This window comes from uncultured Corynebacterium sp. (assembly GCF_937999985.1).
Lineage (GTDB): Bacteria > Actinomycetota > Actinomycetes > Mycobacteriales > Mycobacteriaceae > Corynebacterium.
This window is the reverse complement of sequence record NZ_CALLDG010000098.1, coordinates 1-19,791: the sequence shown is the minus strand read 5'-3', so window position 1 is coordinate 19,791 and position 19,791 is coordinate 1. Positions and strand designations below refer to the sequence as shown.

The 19,791-nt window shown below is 60.8% G+C and carries 12 protein-coding genes and 1 other RNA gene; 8 read left to right on the top strand and 5 right to left on the bottom strand.

Features of this window, described 5'->3' with window-relative positions:
- Positions 1-240: 240 nt before the first annotated feature.
- Positions 241-1,938: a glucose-6-phosphate isomerase gene (gene pgi / locus Q0331_RS04580; protein ID WP_298075276.1), complete on the bottom strand. Its 1,698-nt coding sequence runs from the start codon at positions 1,936-1,938 to the stop codon at positions 241-243.
- 115 nt (positions 1,939-2,053) lie between these two features.
- Here pgi and Q0331_RS04575 point away from each other — a divergent pair, with 115 nt between their 5' ends.
- Positions 2,054-3,577, top strand: coding sequence for an NAD-dependent succinate-semialdehyde dehydrogenase (locus Q0331_RS04575; RefSeq protein ID WP_298075272.1), 1,524 nt, complete (start codon positions 2,054-2,056; stop codon positions 3,575-3,577).
- A gap of 108 nt (positions 3,578-3,685) precedes the next feature.
- Here Q0331_RS04575 and Q0331_RS04570 read toward each other — a convergent pair whose 3' ends face one another.
- A complete protein-coding gene (locus tag Q0331_RS04570; protein WP_298075270.1) occupies positions 3,686-4,561 on the bottom strand; it encodes an inositol monophosphatase family protein in 876 nt (291 codons plus the stop codon).
- 96 nt (positions 4,562-4,657) lie between these two features.
- Positions 4,658-5,527, bottom strand: coding sequence for an inositol monophosphatase family protein (locus Q0331_RS04565; RefSeq protein WP_298075274.1), 870 nt, complete (start codon positions 5,525-5,527; stop codon positions 4,658-4,660).
- A 30-nt stretch (positions 5,528-5,557) separates the two neighbouring features.
- On the opposite strand from Q0331_RS04565, the gene prfB reads away from it, so the two are divergent.
- On the top strand, positions 5,558-6,691 hold the full coding sequence (gene prfB, locus Q0331_RS04560) for a peptide chain release factor 2 (protein ID WP_298075268.1): 1,134 nt from the start codon (positions 5,558-5,560) through the stop codon (positions 6,689-6,691).
- 106 nt (positions 6,692-6,797) lie between these two features.
- On the opposite strand, the gene Q0331_RS04555 is transcribed toward prfB, so the two are convergent.
- Together Q0331_RS04555 and Q0331_RS04550 are read right to left on the bottom strand one after the other, a co-directional pair.
- A complete protein-coding gene (locus Q0331_RS04555; RefSeq protein WP_298075267.1) occupies positions 6,798-10,274 on the bottom strand; it encodes a bifunctional proline dehydrogenase/L-glutamate gamma-semialdehyde dehydrogenase in 3,477 nt (1,158 codons plus the stop codon).
- A gap of 148 nt (positions 10,275-10,422) precedes the next feature.
- Positions 10,423-12,045: an AbgT family transporter gene (locus tag Q0331_RS04550; RefSeq protein WP_298075265.1), complete on the bottom strand. Its 1,623-nt coding sequence runs from the start codon at positions 12,043-12,045 to the stop codon at positions 10,423-10,425.
- Positions 12,046-12,220: 175 nt separating this feature from the next.
- Here Q0331_RS04550 and ftsE point away from each other — a divergent pair, with 175 nt between their 5' ends.
- The 6 genes from ftsE to Q0331_RS04520 form a co-directional block, all read left to right on the top strand.
- Positions 12,221-12,910 (top strand): cell division ATP-binding protein FtsE, encoded by a 690-nt coding sequence (gene ftsE, locus Q0331_RS04545; protein WP_034964874.1) that lies wholly within the window; start codon positions 12,221-12,223, stop codon positions 12,908-12,910.
- Positions 12,911-12,984: 74 nt separating this feature from the next.
- The gene (ftsX, locus tag Q0331_RS04540) at positions 12,985-13,887 is read left to right on the top strand and encodes a permease-like cell division protein FtsX (protein WP_298075263.1); all 903 of its coding nucleotides are present in this window, start codon (positions 12,985-12,987) and stop codon (positions 13,885-13,887) included.
- An 85-nt stretch (positions 13,888-13,972) separates the two neighbouring features.
- A complete protein-coding gene (gene smpB, locus Q0331_RS04535; RefSeq protein ID WP_298075261.1) occupies positions 13,973-14,506 on the top strand; it encodes an SsrA-binding protein SmpB in 534 nt (177 codons plus the stop codon).
- Between the two features lie 63 nt (positions 14,507-14,569).
- Entirely contained in the window at positions 14,570-15,529 is a 960-nt protein-coding gene (locus tag Q0331_RS04530; RefSeq protein ID WP_298075259.1) for a hypothetical protein, read from the top strand.
- 67 nt (positions 15,530-15,596) lie between these two features.
- Positions 15,597-15,979: a transfer-messenger RNA gene (ssrA, locus tag Q0331_RS04525) on the top strand.
- Positions 15,980-16,409: 430 nt separating this feature from the next.
- The coding region (locus Q0331_RS04520) for a Cna B-type domain-containing protein (RefSeq protein WP_298075257.1) at positions 16,410-19,791 on the top strand (3,382 nt) is incomplete at its 3' end.

Genomic DNA, 19,791 nt, shown 5'->3' with positions numbered 1-19,791 from the left:
ACCTGTTCCGCCTCTAAATCCTCCTGACCAGCCCTTATACGTAGGTGGAAATAGTTCGCAAGAACGTTTTGCAAGTTTTCCGACATTTCCCCTGCGGTAGTGCAACGTTTCCGACATCTTGGAGCCGGACAGGCCGGAGCGCAGAGGTGAGCCGGACAGGCCGGAGTGCAGGGCCAGGCAGAACAGGCGTGGCGTGTAGCGAAGAGCCCGCTCGCCCAAGCGTTAGCTTTCAGCTAAGCGCTAACCCCGGTGCTGACGGTAGTAAGCGATGAGGTCGTCGGTGGAGGAGTCGCCGGCGTCACTACGCTCCTCACCAGTAACCGCAGGTAACAGCGCGTTCGCCTGCTTCTTGCCGAGCTCCACACCCCACTGGTCAAAGCTGTTGATGCCCCAGATCACGCCCTGCACGAAAACAATGTGCTCGTACAGTGCGATCAGCGCACCCAGCGTCTTCGGGGTCAGCTTGTTGGCCAGAATGGTGGTGGTCGGGCGGTTGCCGGGCATCACCTTGTGCGGGACCAGCTCGGGGGCCACGCCCTCCTCCTTCAACTCTTCGGCGTTCTTGCCGAAGGCCAGCACGCGGGTCTGGGCGAAGAAGTTGGACATCAACATGTCGTGCATGCTGGTGGTTCCGTCTGCAGCGACCGCATCGTCGTGCGGGTTGACGAAGCCGATGAAGTCAGCCGGCACCAAGTGTGTGCCCTGGTGCAGCAGCTGGAAGAAGGCGTGCTGGCCGTTGGTGCCGGGCTCGCCCCAGTAGATCTCGCCGGAGGGAACCTCCACCGGGCTGCCATCCAGCTGCACGGACTTGCCGTTGGATTCCATCGTCAGCTGCTGCAGGTAGGCGGGGAAGCGCGCCATGTCCTCGGAATACGGCAGCACCGCGTGCGATTGCGCGCCCAGGAAATCGGTGTACCACACGCCCAGCATGCCCATCAGCACCGGAATGTTCATCTCCAGCGGCTCGGTACGGAAGTGGTCGTCTACCTCGTGGAATCCCTCCAGGAAGCGCATGAAGTCCTGCGGTCCAATGGCGGCCATCAGGGACAGGCCAATGGCGGAGTCCACGGAGTAGCGGCCGCCTACCCAGTCCCAGAACTCGAACATGTTCTTCGTGTCGATGCCGAAGTCCTGCACCTTCTCTGCGGCGGTGGAGACGGCCACGAAGTGCTTGGCGGTGATGTCGCGGATGGCGTCCTCCCCCTCGACGTCCACGCCCTCATCGGCGAGGTTGCGCAGCAGCCAGCGGCGCGCGGCGTGGGCGTTGGCCAGAGTCTCCGAGGTGGTGAAGGTCTTGGAGGCGATGACGAACAGCGTGGACTCGGCATCCAGCCCGTCGAGGGTGCCGGTCACGTCCGCCGGGTCGATGTTGGAGATGAAGTGCGGCGTAATGCCGGCCGTCATGTAGGGGCGTAGCGCCTGTGCGGCCATCGCCGGGCCCAGGTCGGAGCCCCCGATGCCGATGTTCACTACGTGCTTGATGGTGTGCCCGGTCACGCCCTGCCAGGAGCCGGAGCGGAGCGACTTGGCGAAGTCGCGCATGCGGCCCAGCACTGCGTGTACATCGGCGGCCACATCCTGCGTTTCATCCGCCCCGACTGGGATGCTGAACTCCCGGTCGACCGGGATGCGCAGCGCGGTGTGCAGGACGGCACGGTCCTCAGTAGCGTTGATGTGCTCGCCGTCGAACATGGCGCTGCGGTAGTCTTCCAGGCCGCGGGCACGCGCCAGATCCAGCAGCAGGCGCAGGCCGCGCTCGTCGATGAGGTTCTTCGACAGGTCTACGTGCAGCGGACCCACGTTGTAGGTCATGTCGCTGGAGCGTCCCGGCTGTTCGGTGAAGAGCTCTCGTAGTTGGGTGCCGCGCGTTGCGTCGGCGTATTCGGTGAGCTTCTTCCATTCCCGTGTCTTATGTGCGGCTTCGCGTTGTTGTGGCATAGGCACAGCTGGGCTCCTTTCGTCGCTGTAATTATCACTTTCCACGGTAGTGGAAAAGGTGCAGGCGCGTGGCGGTCTGCAAGCCTGCTTCCGAAAGGCGCGTATATGTGGGTGTATGACTTCACTCAACATTCCTTCTGAATTCAGCACTACTCTTCAGGCCGCGGGGCTTTCCTTCGAGGTGCCCACGGGGTTGTTCTTAGGTGGGGCCTGGCGCGCCGGGTCTGCCGGTGAAACTATTTCGGTTATTGACGCCGCCACGGGGAAGCCCTTCGCGGATGTCGCCGCGGCGACAGAGGATGATGCGCGAGAGGCCATGGATAAGGCCGTGGAGGTTCAGGCGGACTGGGCCGAATCCACCCCGCGGGAGCGTTCCGAGCTTCTGCGTCGGCTGTTCGATCTGGTGCACGAGCACGCGGATCAGCTGGCGGCTCTGCAGTCCCTGGAGCTGGGGCGCGCGCTGCCGGATTCCAAGGGCGAGGTGACCTACGCCGCCGAGTATCTGCGCTGGTTCAGTGAGCGGGCAGCGGCTATCGCTGGCGAGTATCGCGTGGCTCCGGCGGGTACTGGGCGCATCGTGACTACGCACCGTCCGGTGGGGCCGGTGCTGGCGATCACCCCGTGGAACTTCCCACTGGCGATGGTGACCCGCAAGCTGGCTCCTGCGCTGGCGGCGGGTTGCACTGTGATTGCTAAGCCGGCGCAGCTGACTCCTCTGACGATGCTTTACTTCGCGGAACTGGGGCATATCGCGGGCATTCCGGATGGTGTGTTCCAGGTGCTGCCGACGTCTTCGGCGCGCCGCGTGTCCGCCCTCTTGGACGACGACCGTCTGCGCAAGCTGACTTTCACCGGTTCCACGGAGGTTGGCCAGGCGCTGGCCGCCACTGCGGCGCAGAAGACGATCCGCACGTCGCTGGAGCTCGGCGGTAACGCGCCTTTCGTTGTGTTGGAGCACGCGGATGTGGACAAGGCCGTGGAGCAGGCCATTGCGGCGAAGATGCGTGGAGCGGGCCAGGTTTGTGTGGCCGCGAACCGCTTCATTGTTCACGAGTCCCTGGCCGAGGAGTTTGAGGCCGGGCTGGTGCAGAAGATGGGCGAGTTCGTGATGGGGCCGGGCACCGACCCGAAGACGACCATGGGGCCACTGGTCAGCCAGGAGCAACGCGATGGAGTGCGCGACATGGTGGCCAAGGCCGTCGAGGAGGGTGCGCACGTTGCCCTCGGCGGTAACGAGGCCTTGGAGACGATGGGGGAGACGCACCCCGACTTGGACCCGAATGGTTTCTGGTATCCCGCCACGGTGCTCACGGGCGTGACGCCACAGTTTGAGATCGCTAACCAGGAGATCTTCGGCCCCGTTGCGGCCGTGCAGCGCGTCTCCAGCGATGAGGAAGCCCTGAAGGTCGCCAACGACACCATCTTCGGCCTGGCTGGCTATGTGATGGGCGAGGATATGAAGAAGACTCTGCGCTTCGCCGAGCGCATGGAGGCTGGCATGGTCGGCGTGAACCGTGGCGCGCTGTCGGATGCATCGGCTCCGTTCGGCGGCGTGAAGCAGTCCGGCCTGGGCCGCGAGGGCGGCTTCGAGGGCATCGAGGAGTACCTCGACACCGTGTATCTGGCGCTCGACGTCTAGGTTCCGGCTAGGGTCAGGCTAGGGTCAGGCTCGGGTCAGGCTCGGTTAGCGCTAGGCCAGTGTGCTGAAGCTGCGGCGCGGGCAGCAGTTCGGCGCTAGGCTGGCGTGCTAGTCGAGAGCGCGGAGCGTGGCCTCGTGCAGCAGGCCGTTGGTGGCGACGGCAGATCCGCCGTGCGGGCCATCCTGCCCGTCCAGGGATGTGAAGCGCCCGCCGGCTTCAGTGATGATCGGCGCCAGCGCCGCCAGATCCCAGAGGCTTACTTCTGGCTCGGCAGCGATGTCCACCGCGCCCTCGGCGACCAGCATGTAGGACCAGAAGTCTCCGTATCCGCGCAGGCGCCACGCGGAATCCGTCAGGTTGATAAGCTGCTCGCGCTTGCCGCAGTCCGCCCAACCGGATAGCGAGGAAATTGCAATCGAGGAGTCCGCGACCTGCGCGACCTTCGACACCTCCAGGCGGCGGGCACCCACCGACGGCACCCCGCCGTCCGAGTTGCCAGTATTGCCAGTGCCACCGGTAGCGCCGGAGCCGCCGGTGGCAGCGCTGGCTGGGGTGTTAAACAGTCGCCATGCGCCGGAGCCTTCGGCGGCCCACCAGCGGCGCCCCAGCGCGGGCGCGGAGACAACCCCCACCACGGGCTTACCGTCCACCAGCAGGCTGATCAGCGTGGCCCACACGGGTACGCCGCGGACAAAGTTCTTGGTTCCGTCGATGGGGTCGATGACCCACTGTCGCCCGGCGAAGGTGACGTCGCCGCCGAATTCCTCTCCCAGCAGGGCGTCCTCCGGGTGATGAGCGGCGATGAGTTCCCGCAGTTCCTTCTCCACGGCGGTGTCTGCGTCGCTCACCGGCGTGAGGTCGGGCTTCGATTCAACGCTCAGGTCGTTCGCCTCGAAGCGCGCCATGGTTATCGCGTCGGCTGCGTCGGCCAGCGACAGCGCCAGGGTCAGGTCATCTGCATATGGGGAAACCGAGTCCGTCATGACACACATGATAATCCCGTGGCGCATGTAAAGCCACGGGAAGAATGTGACTAATGTGACTAGTGGGGTAAGGGGGGGGGAGGTGCAGCCTTCTCGCTAGGCCTCGCGCAGCGCCTTAATGGACTGCTCTACCGCGTCTGGCGCCCCGGCGATGAACCAGGTGGTGCCGTCTTTTTCTTCCTTCTTAGCGACGCCCCCAGCGCCCTCCACCAAAGCACGCCCAGGCAACCAGTCCCAGCTGGCCACGCTGTGCTGCATCCAGCAGCCGAGCTCGCCACCGGCCACGCACGCGAGATCGATGGACGCAGACCCCAGCATGCGCAGCGTGGCAAACTGCGTGCTCACGGCCTTCCAGTTTTTCAGCCGGGTGGCGTCCGCGATGTCCGTGGGGTGCAGGTAGCCGCCCAGGCAGGTCAGTTCCGCTGTGGTATTCGGCAGGCTGATCTCGGCGGCGTCACGAGTAGTAGGAATACCCGAGCCACCAAACCACGTGTAACCCATCGCCGGGCGGTGAACGGCGCCGAACAACAGGGCGTCCGGATCATCCGGGGAGCCCTCGACAAGAGCCAGAGCCGAGCACCAATAATCCGAACCCGTAGTGAAGTTGTACGTGCCATCGACCGGGTCGATCACCCAGGTGCGGCCGGACTTCGACTCCACTGCGGTGCCCTCCTCGCCCAACAGTCCATCCTCGGGGCGGATGGCGCGCAGCGCGTCGGCGATGAACTTCTCGGCCGCGCGATCCGCGGCGGTCACGACATCGCTGACGGACGTCTTCTGCTCCGTATCCAGACCCGTCTGGCGCATACGCCACGCAAGGCGGCCTGCGTTGTACACCAATGCCTGAGCCAGGTGGTGGTCGGAATCATCGACATGCGCCACGATGAACGTCTTGATGATCGCGTTCAGCATGTCCTCTGGGATCGGGGAAGCAGAATCAGAACCGTTAGTAGCCATACATTCCATTGTGCATGCCGCCGGGTAGACTTGCGCATTATGCAACCGGAAGTTTCTGCAGACCTAAGCGACCTGGACGGTACCCTGACCACCATCGAGAAGGTGCTGGACCTCGACGAGCTGGGCGACCGCGCCCGCGAGCTGGAGGAAAAGTCCGCCGACCCCTCCCTGTGGGACGACCCCGACCACGCGCAGCAGGTGACTTCCGAGCTTTCCCGCGTGCAGGCGAAGTTGAAGAAGGTCACGGGGCTGCGCCAACGCCTGGATGACCTGCCGGTGCTCTACGACATGGCCGAGGAAGAAGCTGGGGACGATCCGGACGCAGCTCAGGAAGCGGTGCAGCTGGCCGATGCGGAGCGAGAGGAGCTGCGCCAGGAAATTGAATCGCTCGAGGTCACGACGATGTTGTCGGGGGAGTACGACGAGCGCGAAGCTGTGCTGAACATCCGCAGTGCGGCCGGCGGCGTAGATGCCGCCGACTGGGCAGAAATGCTGCTGCGCATGTACACCCGCTGGGCCGAAAAGGCCGGGCACAAGGTGGAGGTCTACGACATCTCCTACGCCGAGGAGGCCGGCATTAAGTCCGCGACCATCGTCATCCACGGCGAATACATGTACGGCACCCTCTCCGTGGAGCAGGGAACTCACCGCCTGGTGCGCATTTCCCCCTTCGATAACCAGGGACGCCGCCAGACCTCTTTCGCCGAGGTGGAGGTGCTACCAGTGGTGGAGAAGACCGACCACATCGACATTGACGAAAACGACGTGCGCGTGGACGTCTACCGCTCCTCGGGCCCGGGCGGTCAGTCGGTGAACACCACCGACTCGGCGGTGCGCCTGACCCACGTGCCCACCGGCATTGTGGTGACATGCCAGAACGAGAAATCGCAGATTCAGAACAAGGCGTCCGCCATGCGGGTGCTGCAGGCGAAGCTGCTGGAGCGTAAGCGTCAAGAAGAGCAGGCCGAAATGGACGCGCTGAAGGGCGACGGCTCTAACTCCTGGGGTAACCAGATGCGCAACTACGTGCTGCACCCGTACCAGATGGTGAAGGATCTGCGTACGAACGTCGAGGTCAACGATCCCAGCAAGGTGCTGGATGGTGACCTCGACGGCTTCCTGGAGGCCGGCATCCGCTGGCGCATGGTGCAACAGCAGGAAGCGCAGGCCTAGCGCGCTGGACTGCGGCCGCGCTGGACTGCGGCCGGGCTGAGCGCCCGGCTGTGGCCGCGCCAGGCTTGGCGCACCCGGCCAGGCTCAGCGCTGCGCCTTAAGGGCCTTAAGGGGTGAGGCCGTGGATGTAGCCGAAGCGGTGCTCCGTGGTGGAGATCGCCTGCTCGAGCAGTAGCGGCAGCAGCTCGCGGCGGCCATCGGGCAACACATCCTGATCCAGGATCACGGAGCCGGACTTCGCAGCGGCCTCGTAGAACTCATCCGGGGCGTCACCCAAGGAGCGGACGCGCACGGACTGAGCGATGGCGATTTCCTCGGCAAAGTCGCGGTCGGAGGAAGTACGCATCTGCTCGCCGAGCTCGCCCCACTCGCGGGCGACCTCCGGGTTGGCGGAGATATCCAGCTCCGTGCCCGTGGCGGCGGAGGCCAGCTTCAGGCGCAGCAGGTCGCGCGGGTTGGCGCCCTCGGAAACGCGGACGCGCAGCGGCTCGAGCAGCGGCTTGTAGCGGAACACGTTGGACTCCACAACCAGGGCCGTCTTGTCGTGCTCCACGCCGAACTCGGTGGACATCGCGTAGGCATCCGACTCTGCGGCGCGACGCAGCCACACGTGATCGTCCTTGGACAGGGCAGGGGAGCCCAGGCCGCGGATCTCGCGCAGTAGCTGCGTGATGTGCGTTGGCAGGGTGCCCGAGGCCAACTCGCTCAGGTCGCCCTCGGTCCACACGCCCTGCTGGGCTACGTAGTTCGGGCCACCGGCCTTCGCGCCGCTGCCCAGGGCGGAGTTCTTCCAGCCGCCGAAGGACTGACGCTGCACGATAGCGCCGGTGATGCCGCGCTCCACGTAGGCGTTGCCGACCTCCACGCGCTCGCGCCAGTAAGCGGTTTCTTCCACGTCGATGGTGTGGATGCCACCGGTCAGGCCGAAGCCGGTGGAGTTTTGCCACTCGATGGCCTCGTCCAGGGTTTCAGCGTGCATGATGCCCGCCACCGGGCCGAAGCACTCGTGGGTGTGGAACCAGCTGCCCGGCTTCACGTTATCGCGCAGGCCAGGGGACCACAGGGTGCCCTCGTCGTTGAGCTTGCGGGGCTTGACCAGCCACTTCTCGCCCTTCTCCAGCTCGGTCAGGCCGCGCAGCAGCTTATCGCCCGGCTCCTCGATCACGCCGTTCATAAAGGTGGAGATGTCGGAGCCCGGGCCGACCTTCATGGAACGCACCGCATCGACCAGCTGGTTGATGAAGCGCTTGGACTTGCCGATCGAACCGACGGTGATGATCAGCGAGGCGGCAGAGCACTTCTGGCCCGCGTGGCCATACGCAGACTTGAAGATGTCCGCCACCGCCAGATCCGGGTCCGCCGCCGGGGTGACGATGATCGCGTTCTTGCCGGAGGTCTCCGCGTTAATAACCATGCGCGGCTTCCAGCCGCGGAATAGCTTCGCGGTCTCGGAAGCACCGGTGAGGATCACGGACTCGACATCCGGGTGGCTCACCAGACGCTTGCCGGCTTCGGCCTCGTCGGCGTTGACCAGCTGCACCAGGTCCTCGGAAATGCCAGCCTCACGCAGAATCTCCATGAAGACCTCCGCGATGCGCAGTACCTGCGGAGCAGGCTTGATGATCGCGCAGGAACCGGCAGCCAGTGCGGCGAAAATGCCGCCCAGCGGGATGGCGATGGGGAAGTTCCACGGCGGGGTGATCACCACGGACTTGTACGGGGTGAACACCGAACCGCGCACGTGGTCGAGCTGGCGGGCACTCTCCGCGTAGTAGCGGGCAAAGTCGATGGCCTCGGAAACCTCGGGGTCGGTCTCGGCGACGGTCTTACCCGCCTCGAACACTGCAGCCGAGATCAGCTTCGAACGGTTGTTGGCCAGGGCATCTGCCGCCTGGTCCAATAGCTCTGCACGCTCCGCGCCGGTCTTCTGCGACCACTGTGCGGAAGCCTCGCGGCAACGGGCGACGGCGGCGTCAATAACCGCAGGGTCAGTAACCTCCGGGGTCTGAGCGGGGCCAGGATCGCTCGACGGATCGACGATCTGTAGCGCCCACTCGCGGTTGGCGGGCAGCGTCGGGTCGGTATCGGGCTCGTTGACGAAGTTGCCGGGCAGGCCGTCGGACTGGCAGCCCTTCTTCTCTGCCTCTTCCTCCAAGCGGTTCTGGGTTCGACGCGAACCGGCGAAGGTCTCCCAACGGTCGCGCACGGAGTTGCGGAAGCGCAGCTCCTGGCCCTGCATCGGAGTCATGCCGGTGACGTCGGTCTCGTCATCCTCTGGGGTGAACAGCGCGTAGAGGAAGTTCTGCTTCGCACCGTTTTCCTCCAGGCGGCGCACCAGGTAGCTGATGGCCACGTCGAAGTCTTCCTTCTTGACCACCGGGGTGTACAGGATCATGTTGCCGGCGACGTCGCGCACGGCTTCAGACTGCGCGGGGGACATGCCCTGCAGCATTTCCACGTCCAGCTGGTGCTCGACATTGCGAACGACGGACAGCTCGTGGGCGAGCGCCAGGTGGTAAAGGTTGTGCGAAGCCACGCCGATGCGCAGGTTATCTGCGTGCTCTGGCTGCAGTACCCAATCCAGCAGGCGGATGTAGTTGGCATCCACCTCCGCCTTCGTCAGGTAGGGTGCCTGTGGCCAGTCGTGAACCTCGGAATCCACGCGCTCCATGGAGAGGTTGGCGCCCTTCACCAGGCGCACCTTGATTTTCGCGCCACCCTTGGCGCGGCGCTGCGCGGCGAACTCCGCCAGCTCCTGTAGAGCGTCGAAGGTGTCGGGCAGGTATGCCTGCAGCACGATGCCGGCCTCCAGGCTCTGGAACTCTTCCTCGTCCAGCAGCTCAGTGAACAGCTTAAGGGTCAGGTGGAGGTCCTTGTACTCCTCCATGTCCAGGTTGATGAAGGGGTGCGGGTCGCGCTTCATAGCCTGGCGGTACAGCGGGCGCAGGCGATCCTTCAGGCGTTCGATGGAGCCCTCGAAATCCCAGTGGTTCAGTTGGCTGACCACGGAGGAGGCCTTGACGGAAACGTAGTCCACCCGCGGGTTTTTCAGCAGGTCGAGGGTGTTATCCAGGCGGCGCTGTGCCTCAGCTTCGCCAAGCACGGCCTCGCCCAGCAGGTTGAGGTTCAGCTGGAAGCCCTTTTCGCGGTAGTCGTCCAGCATGCGGTCCAGCGCCTTGGATTCCGCATCCAGCACCAGGTGGCCGACGGTGGCGCGCAGGTAGGAGCGCGCGATCGGCATGACGATATTCGGCAGCAGCGGGGCTGCGATGGAACCGGCGGTAACCAGGATGGAATCGACCAGGCTCATGAACCCCGGCACTGGCTCGGTGCGCTTAAACGGGTTAGCGATCTTGGCGAATTCCTTGGCCGAAACGTGGTTGTCCTCGGGGCGGGCCACGCGGTCGACGAAAGCGAAGGTGAATTCCACGCCGTCGGGATCATGCACCATGTCTGCCAGTTGCTTCGTGGAGGCGGAGGTTTCTTCGACCTCCAGCCACTGTTCGGCACGGTGGATGGCCTTGGTGACCACCGCTTCGACATCGGAGCTATTTGGTAAAGGAGTATTAGCCTGGCTGTTCAACGCCGACCTCAATTCTTGGATCGTTGGCCAAGGCACAATGTGGAGCCTGGCCAAGCGGTGTGCAGGGTACGTTTTCCACACTAACGATTGGGGTCTGGCTGGGCTACCACGGGGTTGGGCCAGCGCAGTGTTGAACCAGTGCTGCAGCCTACGGCGCCGGGTAGTCCATCGGGGTGCCGGGGCCGAGTGGTAGGCCGATCATCCACCAGAGGGCGAAGAATAGGAACCAGCCAACCAGCATGGCGATGGAGTACGGCAGCGCCAGCGACATCAGCGTTCCGATGCCCGCCTTCTTGTAGTAGCGCTGCAGGAACGTTAGAGCCAGGGCGAAGTACGGGCTCATCGGGGTGATGATGTTCGAGGGAGAGTCGCCGATACGGAACAGCATCTGGGTGACCTCGGGGGAGAATCCGACGTACATGAACATCGGCACGACGATCGGGGCCATCAGCGCCCACTGGGCGGAACCAGAAGTGATGAAGAGGTTCACCAGCGCCACAAGGATCACAAAGGCGCCGAAGAGCAGCAGCGGTGGAAGATCGGCCTTCTGTAGCAGTTCTGCGCCCTTAATGGCGGTCCAAGCGCCCAGGTTGGATGCCTTGAACCAGGCGAGGAACTGGGAGACGGCGAAGAACAGCACCATCATCGGCAGCAGGGTCTTCAAACCGCGAGCCATGAACTCCGGAACGTCGCTGGCCTTCGTGATGGACTTAATGCCCAGGCCGTAGACCAGGCCGAGAATCAGGAATGAGGCGCCAATGGGCACGGCCACTGCGGTGATCAGCGGGCTGGACATCACTTCGCCGCCTTCGCCTTGTAGTGGCGATCCTGGCACGAACAGCAGCGCGAAGTAGATGGCTGTCATGATTACGGCGACGATAGCGGTGGTCCCTAGTGCGCGCGCCTCGGCGACATCGAGTTTCAGTGCGGCGGTGATTTTTTCCTGCGGTACGTCTCCGGCGAGCTCGTCATCGCCGTCGCGGCCGGTGTTGAAGGTGACCTCCGAGTAGTCGATCTCGTCGTGGTCAACAAGGTCTAGGGCGCGCTTTTTCATGTACAGCTCCGTCACCGCCGTGATGATCAGCGCCAGCACGACCGCGCTGACGGCTACGAAGAAGTAGTTGGCCAGCGGAGAGACGAAGTACTCGTCGTCCACGATCTGAGCCGCTGAGGTAGAGATGCCACCCAGCAGCACGTCGGTGATGTTTAGGATCAGCGAGGAGTTAAACCCAGCTGAGGATGCGGCAAAGGCCACCATCGCGCCGACGATCGGGGAACGGCCTACTGCGCGGAAGGACACTGCGCCCAGCGGAATGAGGATCACGTACACCGCATCGGAGGCTACAGAGCCCGTCACACCTGCCAGAGCCACAACAAAGGTCAGAAGTGTCGGCCCGACCCTAGATACGGTTGCGCGTACCACCGCGCTAATCAGGCCGGAGTGCTCTGCCACGGCCACACCCAGCATGACCGTAATAATCAGACCCAGCGGTGGGAAGGTTACGTAGTTGTCCACCACGCCCGAAAGGATCTCCTTGAGTCCCTCGGAGCTCAGCAGGTTGACGATCTCTACCTTCTCGCCGTCTTCTGGGTTCGTGGCGCTGAGGCCAAGCTTGTTGAAGATGAAGCTGGAAACAAGGACTAGCCCGCCGAGTATGACGAAGAGCCAAAACGGGTCGGGGAGTTTGTTGCCAACTTTCTCGATGAATCCGAGGAAGCCCCCGGGCTGATTGCTCTTTGTAGTCTCTTCTTTGGTCTTCGTGTCGCTCATGGGCTTTTCTCTTCTTGACGCCTAACTCTTCAATCGGGTTGGGTTGCGACTTTACATTCTGGGGTGCCTCGAGACAGGAGAAGCCCAAAACCAACCAAGGCACAAGAAGTCACAAAAGTAACAACAGTCACTTTGGACTATCTTTGCCTCACTGGTTTCGCTACACTGTTTCCTCGTGATCACCTTCGAAAACGTAACCAAGAGCTATCTGTCTTCCGGGCGGCCGGCCCTGGACAACATCACCCTGGACATCGAAAAGGGCGAGTTCGTCTTCCTTATCGGCCCCTCCGGCTCCGGTAAGTCCACGTTTCTGCAGCTCATTCTGCGCGAGGAAAAGCTAGATTCGGGGGACTTGCACGTCGCCGGCTACCACGTAAACAAGATCAAGGGGCGGGATGTGCCGAAGCTACGCCAGCGCATTGGCTATGTCTTCCAGGACTTCCGTCTGCTGCCGAAGAAGACCGTCTTCGACAACGTTGCCTTCGCCCTCGAGGTCATTGGCAAGAAGCGCGCGGAAATTCAGCACTTGGTGCCTGCGGCGTTGAAGACCGTTGGTCTCGACGGAAAGGAAAACCGCTTCCCGCACGAACTGTCGGGTGGTGAACAGCAGCGTGTGGCGATCGCGCGGGCGTCCGTAAATAAGCCTTTGGTCCTGCTGGCGGACGAGCCGACAGGCAACCTGGACCCCGATACTTCATCAGAGATCATGATGCTGCTCAACCGCATTAACCAGAACGGTACGACCGTGGTGATGTCCACCCACGACGATGTGGCGGTGGACTCCATGCGTAAGCGCGTGATCGAGCTGTCGAAGGGCAAGCTCGTGCGCGATGACGAGCTCGGTATGTATGGCGTGGGCCACTAGAGCGGAACTGCAAGGGAACAGTACGGAACTGTACGGATCAGTAGAGATCAGTAGGGAACAGTAGGGAAACATTAATGAAGACCAACTTTGTGTTCCGCGAGGCGTTTTCGGGCCTGCGCCGCAACATGACGATGACGATCGCGATGATCATCACCACCTCCATCGCCCTGGCGCTGCTGGCCACCGGCTTTCTGCTGAGTGCGATGACGGAGCGGACGAAGGACATCTACTTCGACCGCATCGAGGTAATGGTGCAGCTCGACGACGAAATTTCGAGCTCCGACCCAACGTGTGCCTCCCCGGAGTGCTCCGAGATTAAGCAGCAGCTGGAGGGGGACGAGGCGGTGAAGTCCGTGACTTTCCGTAACAAGGAGCAGTCCTACGAACGCTTCGTGGAGCTATTCGGCGAGTCCGATCCGCAGCTTGTAGAGCAAACAGAGAAGGATGCGCTGCCCGCCGCCTTCCACGTGCGCCTGGCCGATCCGGAGAACTCCGCGCCCATCGACGCGCTGCGCGACAACCCGGCGGTGACGAACATCGTGGACCAGGGCGACAACCTAGAGGCCGCGATGCGCAACCTGGATTCCATCCGCAACGCCTCCTTTATCGTTGCTGCAGTTCAGGCCATCGCAGCGATCTTCCTGATCATGAACATGGTGCAGATCACCGCGTACTCGCGCCGCAGTGAGATCAGCATTATGCGCATGGTCGGCGCCTCGCGCTGGTATACCCAGGCTCCGTTCGTTCTGGAGGCCATGATGGCCGCCCTGATCGGTGCGGTGCTGGCGGTTGGTGGCATGTTCGCCGCGAAGATCCTGGTGGTCGACCGCGCCTTGAAGGCCGTGTACGACCAGCAGCTCGTGGCGCGCGTAACGAACAGCGACCTGTGGCTGGCCGCGCCGTTTGTGGTGCTGGTTGGCGTGGTCGTGGCAGCGATCACCGCGCAGGTCACCTTGCGCTGGTATGTGAAGAACTAGCACTGCGCCTGCGCTAAGTCTCCGCTGCTTAGCGCGCTTAAGCTTTTTCGCTCGAAGGGGCGCCCGGTGGTAGTGTGTGGCTGTCATGGCAGCAAAAAAGAGCACTCCCACCGATTCGGGGAAATCGAAGGGGAAAAAGGGTAAGCCCCAGAAGGGTCAGTTTGTCGTTGCCACCAACCGCAAGGCACGCCACGATTACCACATCATCGATACCTATGAGTGCGGTGTGGTTCTGGTGGGTACGGAAGTTAAATCTTTGCGGGAGGGCAAGGCTTCTCTTGTTGACGCCTACGCCACCATTGATGAAGGCGAGGTCTGGCTGCGTGGACTTCACATTCCGGAGTACTCCATGGGGCACTGGACGAACCACAGTCCCCGCCGAACCCGCAAGCTGCTGCTGCACCGCCGGGAGATCGACTCGCTGATGGGCAAGGTACGCGACGGAAACAACACTTTGGTTCCGCTGCAGCTGTACTTCGTTGCCGGCAAGTTGAAGGTCGAGCTGGCACTGGCACGCGGTAAGCAGGAATACGACAAGCGCCAGGACATCAAACGCCGTACGGAAGAGCGTGAGATTACTCGCGAGATGGGTCGACGGATCAAGGGGATCAAGGGCTAGGGTGCGGTAACGCATAGGAGCCCCCTATTGAACGGGGGTTTGTGTTTTGATACTTTCGGGCGTGTGAAAAATGACGACGTCGAGCATTGGTCTCTAAAGCATCCTGAGTTCGGGCTGCTTGAGCTCTTTATCGGCGAGCCGGATGCACTGCGGAGAATCGACCCGGACTTCCCCGCGTCCGATAAGAAAACTGACGCGGAAAACAGTGCCGCGCCGGAGGCGGAAGAGGTAACTGAAGATGCCGCGGGGGACGAGGGGGCGTCCACAAGAGAAGGCAGCGAGAAGCTCCACAAGAAGCTAACAGACAAACTAGACGACCTCGATAAGAACCGTCAGCTACTCGTGCGTCGCGACGGAGTAACGATCGCAAGGTACAAGAGCCTCGAGAATCAAAAGATTGACCTGGGCAAAACCGAGGCGACCGTAAAGACTGGAAAATATGGCGGTGAGATGACGCTCAGCGCGCCGTACCTGGGGTGGACGTCGAACTTCCTGGATAGCTGGATGATCGAGGTCAAGGTAAAGGACGACGAAGGGGTGGTGAACTTCGACCCACCAGAAGGCTCGCGGGCAGCGAAACGCTGGGAGGCGATGGAGGAGTCGCCGTTCAAGCGCTGGTTCTTTCCCCTGATTACCGGCCTGGGGAAGGGCGGTTGGGCGCTGGCAGTGATCGTGCTGGGGCCGTTGGTTTCCAAGTTGATTGCATGGCTATTGAGCTTCCTGCCGGACTGGGACATCAATATTCCTTGGCCGGACATCAGCTTGCCATCGATCCCGTGGCCGGATATCAACTTGCCTTCCATTCCGTGGCCGGATATCAACCTGCCATCGATCCCGTGGCCGGACTGGCACATGCCCGAATGGATGGAGCCGGTTCTGTGCGTGGTGGAATTCATGGCGGATTACAGCAAGGTATGGGTGCCTGTGGTGATTGGCATTGCGGTCGGCCTGATGGCGGTGAAAAACAACAAGAAGTCCAAGGAGCGCAAGGCGAAGTGGCAAGAGGAGCAGACAGATTCTTGAATCCGCGCCACACGCGGGTGTAAGGTTAGATTTCCTGTTGTACAAGCGTTTCCGCAGCAGGGATCATGGGGTCGACTTGGTTTCGACTTTGTGCATTGAGCCAGGGGAAGCGTGCCGGTGAAGGCAGACGACCACCGATTTTAAGCGTCGCTGCGAATTTATAAGCGCCGAGAACACTCAGCGCGACTACGCCCTCGCTGCCTAATTACAGCGACCGCGTGTCTGTCAGCCCGGGGATGTCCCTGACCCGGTAGCTGGCATCGACTTAAGGGACTTGCCGCACGGCTTTGTTGCTTGGGCCGTGCGGGACACCTTTCGAGCAACTGGGCCCATCATCCAGGCTGGTTCGTGAGCGCTGGAGGGTCGAGCAGAGGTCACGTGCGAACTGCGCACGGAGAAGCCCTGGCGAGGTCGCAAAGGACCCGGGTTCAATTCCCGGCGGCTCCACTAAACGCATTACCCCAGTTCAGAAATGAGCTGGGGTTTTGTTGTGTCTCATTGCAGTCCCTTACGATTCCATGGCATTTAGCTTTCGGGGAGCTTTCCTTTTGGTTAGGTGTCTAAGAGAAGTGCTCCTGCGTACCGAATCTTGGGACTTGTTCAGGTCACCCAAGTGAGAGATTGGATGTTCTAATCGCTCATTTCTGGATTGGGGGCATTCTATTATCTCGGCGAGGTAGCGGGTGAGGTTGGAAAGGTGCAGCTCTTAGATTTTGCTTCACATGCTCCGACTTTGCCCCGTTGCGGTGGCGGTAAGACCACCCGTTATTGGTGTTAGCTTAAGAAAATATTTATTTTTCCTTATTTTGGGAATATACTGGAGATGCTGCAGCATTGCTGCCTTTATTCAACATTTTCGTCCTGAGGAATGGTTCCCTTGTTGACCTCTCAACATCCGCAGCGTCGATTATCCTCCGCTGCGTTGAAAATAATTAGTATCTTTTTCTGTCTCGTCCTGGCTGCGGCGGGGATGATTTGTATCGCAGATAACGGTCTCGTGCCCCCAGCCTCTGCACAGGGGACAACTGCACCGGCCGCTCTTGTTTCGCCGCCAGAAGTCCCGCCACCGCCTGAGGCGACACCCGACATTCCGTTGGAGCAACGGCAACGACTTAATTGCTACGAGAGCATGTTCGGTGAGTGCACGGCGGAATCCATTCAGGCGGTCATCGATCAGGCTGGTACAACACCGACAGCGATTGGGCTGAGCTTAAACTATTCCAAGATCAGCAAGACCATTACGATCCCCAGTGGTGCAGACATTATGTTCATGTCGGACGGCTGGGAACCTGAGCTCGTTCGAGATCATGGTTTCACAGACAGCATGATCGAGGTCGAGGAAGGCGCCCGGTTGGTCCTGGGGAGCGGGGGTGCTGATTCCCAAACAGTAAAGATCCTCAACAAAACGGGCAAGTTTAATACTGAGACATCTTCCCCCACCATCCGGGTCGAAGGTGAGCTCGTGGTGAACACAGCGGAAATAACCGGTGCCCGTGGCTTGTCTGGGGCGCATGTTGGTGCCATCACGGGCATTGGTCAAAAGGCACTCATTACCCTAAACAAGGGCGCGAAGGTCAGTGATAATCACCGGGCCCAAGACTCGGGTTCGACACAGAACGGTGCCGGTAACATCGCCGTTTCCGACGGTGCCGTTCTTGTCATGAATGATGGTGAGGTTTCGCACGGAAAGGGTTCTGATCAGAACAATGGTTACGGCGAGGCCGGTGGTATTGGCGCCTACACCGGCGCACGTGTGTATATCAACGGCGGAGGGATCAAGTTTAACTCTGGCTGGGCCGGCGGCATCATTGGTTTTTCTTGGCCCTGGAATTTGCCTGAAGCTCAAGCGAACAAGGACAGCCACCGCAACTTCATCCAGATAAACGGCGGAGAGATCTCGTATAACGACTCTGGGTTCTCCGGTGGCGGCGTGTTAGCCTTTGGCAACACCGTCGTGGAGATGAACGGTGGCAAGATTTCCTCCAACAATTCGGATAACGGCGGCGGCGTTGGTACGTTCGACGATTACGTGAGCGGCGCTAATGGTAGCTATGCCGAGGTATCTAGTACCGGTAAGGCGTCAGGTTTGTCTCCTGAAGAGTGGAGCGATCTCTCTCCGGCGGCCTTTGTGATGAAAGGTGGCGAAGTAGTCGATAACACCGCTACCCGCACGGGTGGTGGCGTGAACGTCGTGAGTAACCAAGTTCACCTACTCGGCGGCAACATCTCCGAAAACAAGGCTTGGCAGCAAGGTGGCGGTGTTTACGTATCCACAAAGTCCTACACCGCTCATCTAAGCAATGCCCTGGTTAGTGAGAACGAAGCCACGCGCAAGCATCCGGGTGCGGATCAAAGTGCCGCCATTGGTGGTGGCCTGTGGGTCTGCCCTACAGGCACCATCAAGATGTACGTGAATGAGGGCGGAGCGGTCATCGACAACACCGCGGAGTCGTATGGTGCCGATATCGCACACGATAACTACGGTTTGGTCAGTGCCCTTGAACTCTGGCTATCCAACAGAATCCTGGGTGGCGGCGACGCAATGTACTTCCGCGATGGTGGCAAGAGTTGGGATCGCTACAATGCAGATTCCCCAGACTCGCAGATCGAGGAGATATTTAAGGACCGTAAGTTACAAGAACGTGGCCTGAAGACTGTGGCGGACGCCGATGTAAAGGATAGGGCACAGAAAGCGGCCAAACTGACCATTTCCAAGAACAAGGCACCGCGAGGTGGAGGTATTGGTTCCAACGGCGGCGTGGTTTTCGGCCATGGTGACGAGGACGTTACCGATCTCGAGGTTCTTAAAGCTTGGGCGAACGCGGATGACACTCCTTATACCGGTGAGAAGCCTGAATCTATCTCGCTTCAGCTTATGCATGGTGACCATAAGGTAGGTGACCCAGTGAAGGTAACGCCAGACGAAAAGGGGGAATGGAAATACACCTTCGCTAACCTGCCAGAAGTTAAGGAGGGCGAGCCACCATATAGCGTAAAGGAGCTCGCTGTTGACGGCTTCGAGACCCTTGTATCTGAACCTTTACGCAGTGCCGCTGGACGAACTCAGCTGATGGTTAACGCCAAGCGTCCGAACCTTAGCATTGAGAAATCGTGGAAGGGACAGGGCGACGACAACCTGCCTGAGAGTATCAAGGTCGACGTGCTGCGAACTGTTGACGGCAAGACCGAAACTTATAAGCAGGTCGAGCTGACTGCGCAGAATGAGTGGAAAGCGGAGTTGAAGGATGTCCCGCGATTCCTTGATGGCAAGGAAGTCTCCTACTCTGTCAAGGAGTCCGATGTGCCGGGCTACACTCCGACCTACGCCACTATCGAACGCACCGCAGATAAGTTCATCGCGCGGCTAACCAACACCCGAGATTCGACCGAACTGAAGGTGAAGAAGGTGTGGATCGGCCAGGACGCAGTTGAAATTGATCCAGCGGTGGCAAAGGGACGGCTTCCCGAGGAAGTGACCGTTCATGTAGTGCAGGCCGTGAATGGCAAGGAAGCCGATTATGGTGATCCGATTACGCTGAATGCGGACAATAACTGGTCTGCGACGGTCAGGGACCTACCCACACACGTCGACGGTAAGGAAGCACAATATTCAGTAAGAGAAGATGAGGTTAAAGGGTTCAAGACTGATTACACTTCCTTTGGTGATGCTTTCACAGTGGTAAACAAGGCAGAGCCGACGTTCCTGGAAGTCACCAAGAAGTGGGAAGATGTTACAGGGGACCTGCCTCAGGAAGTGACTGTGCATGTGGTGCAGACCGTTGATGGCAAGCAAACTGATTATGGTGATCCGCTGAAGCTCAGCGCTGGAAATGATTGGCATGCAAAGGTCGAGAATCTGCCTCAGTTTGTTAACGGAAAGCCCGCGACCTATTCGGTGCGTGAGGATGCTGTTGATGGGTATACGTCGAAGGTGTCTGGTGAGGGGCCGGAGTTTACGGTTACGAATAGGCCGGATACCCCGCCGACGCCGTTGACGACTGGTGTGTCGGTAGACAAGCAGTGGCTGGATGCTGATGGCAATGTGTTGGATGCTGATGCGGCTGCCGCGATGCCGGAGGTGACTGTGCATGTGGTGCAGACTGTTGATGGTAAGTCGGTTGATTATGGTGATCCGATTACGCTGAATGCGGACAATAATTGGTCTGCTGAGGTGGATGGTTTGCCGGCGTCTGTTGATGGCAAGGAAGCGACCTATTCGGTGCGTGAGGATGCTGTTGATGGGTATACGTCGAAGGTGTCTG

Coding starts and splice junctions, on each gene's coding strand:
- pgi (WP_298075276.1), bottom strand. CDS start 1,938: ATGCCACAACAACGCGAAGCCGCACATAAGACACGGGAATGGAAGAAG.
- Q0331_RS04575 (WP_298075272.1), top strand. CDS start 2,054: ATGACTTCACTCAACATTCCTTCTGAATTCAGCACTACTCTTCAGGCC.
- Q0331_RS04570 (WP_298075270.1), bottom strand. CDS start 4,561: ATGACGGACTCGGTTTCCCCATATGCAGATGACCTGACCCTGGCGCTG.
- Q0331_RS04565 (WP_298075274.1), bottom strand. CDS start 5,527: ATGGAATGTATGGCTACTAACGGTTCTGATTCTGCTTCCCCGATCCCA.
- prfB (WP_298075268.1), top strand. CDS start 5,558: ATGCAACCGGAAGTTTCTGCAGACCTAAGCGACCTGGACGGTACCCTG.
- Q0331_RS04550 (WP_298075265.1), bottom strand. CDS start 12,045: ATGAGCGACACGAAGACCAAAGAAGAGACTACAAAGAGCAATCAGCCC.
- ftsX (WP_298075263.1), top strand. CDS start 12,985: ATGAAGACCAACTTTGTGTTCCGCGAGGCGTTTTCGGGCCTGCGCCGC.
- smpB (WP_298075261.1), top strand. CDS start 13,973: ATGGCAGCAAAAAAGAGCACTCCCACCGATTCGGGGAAATCGAAGGGG.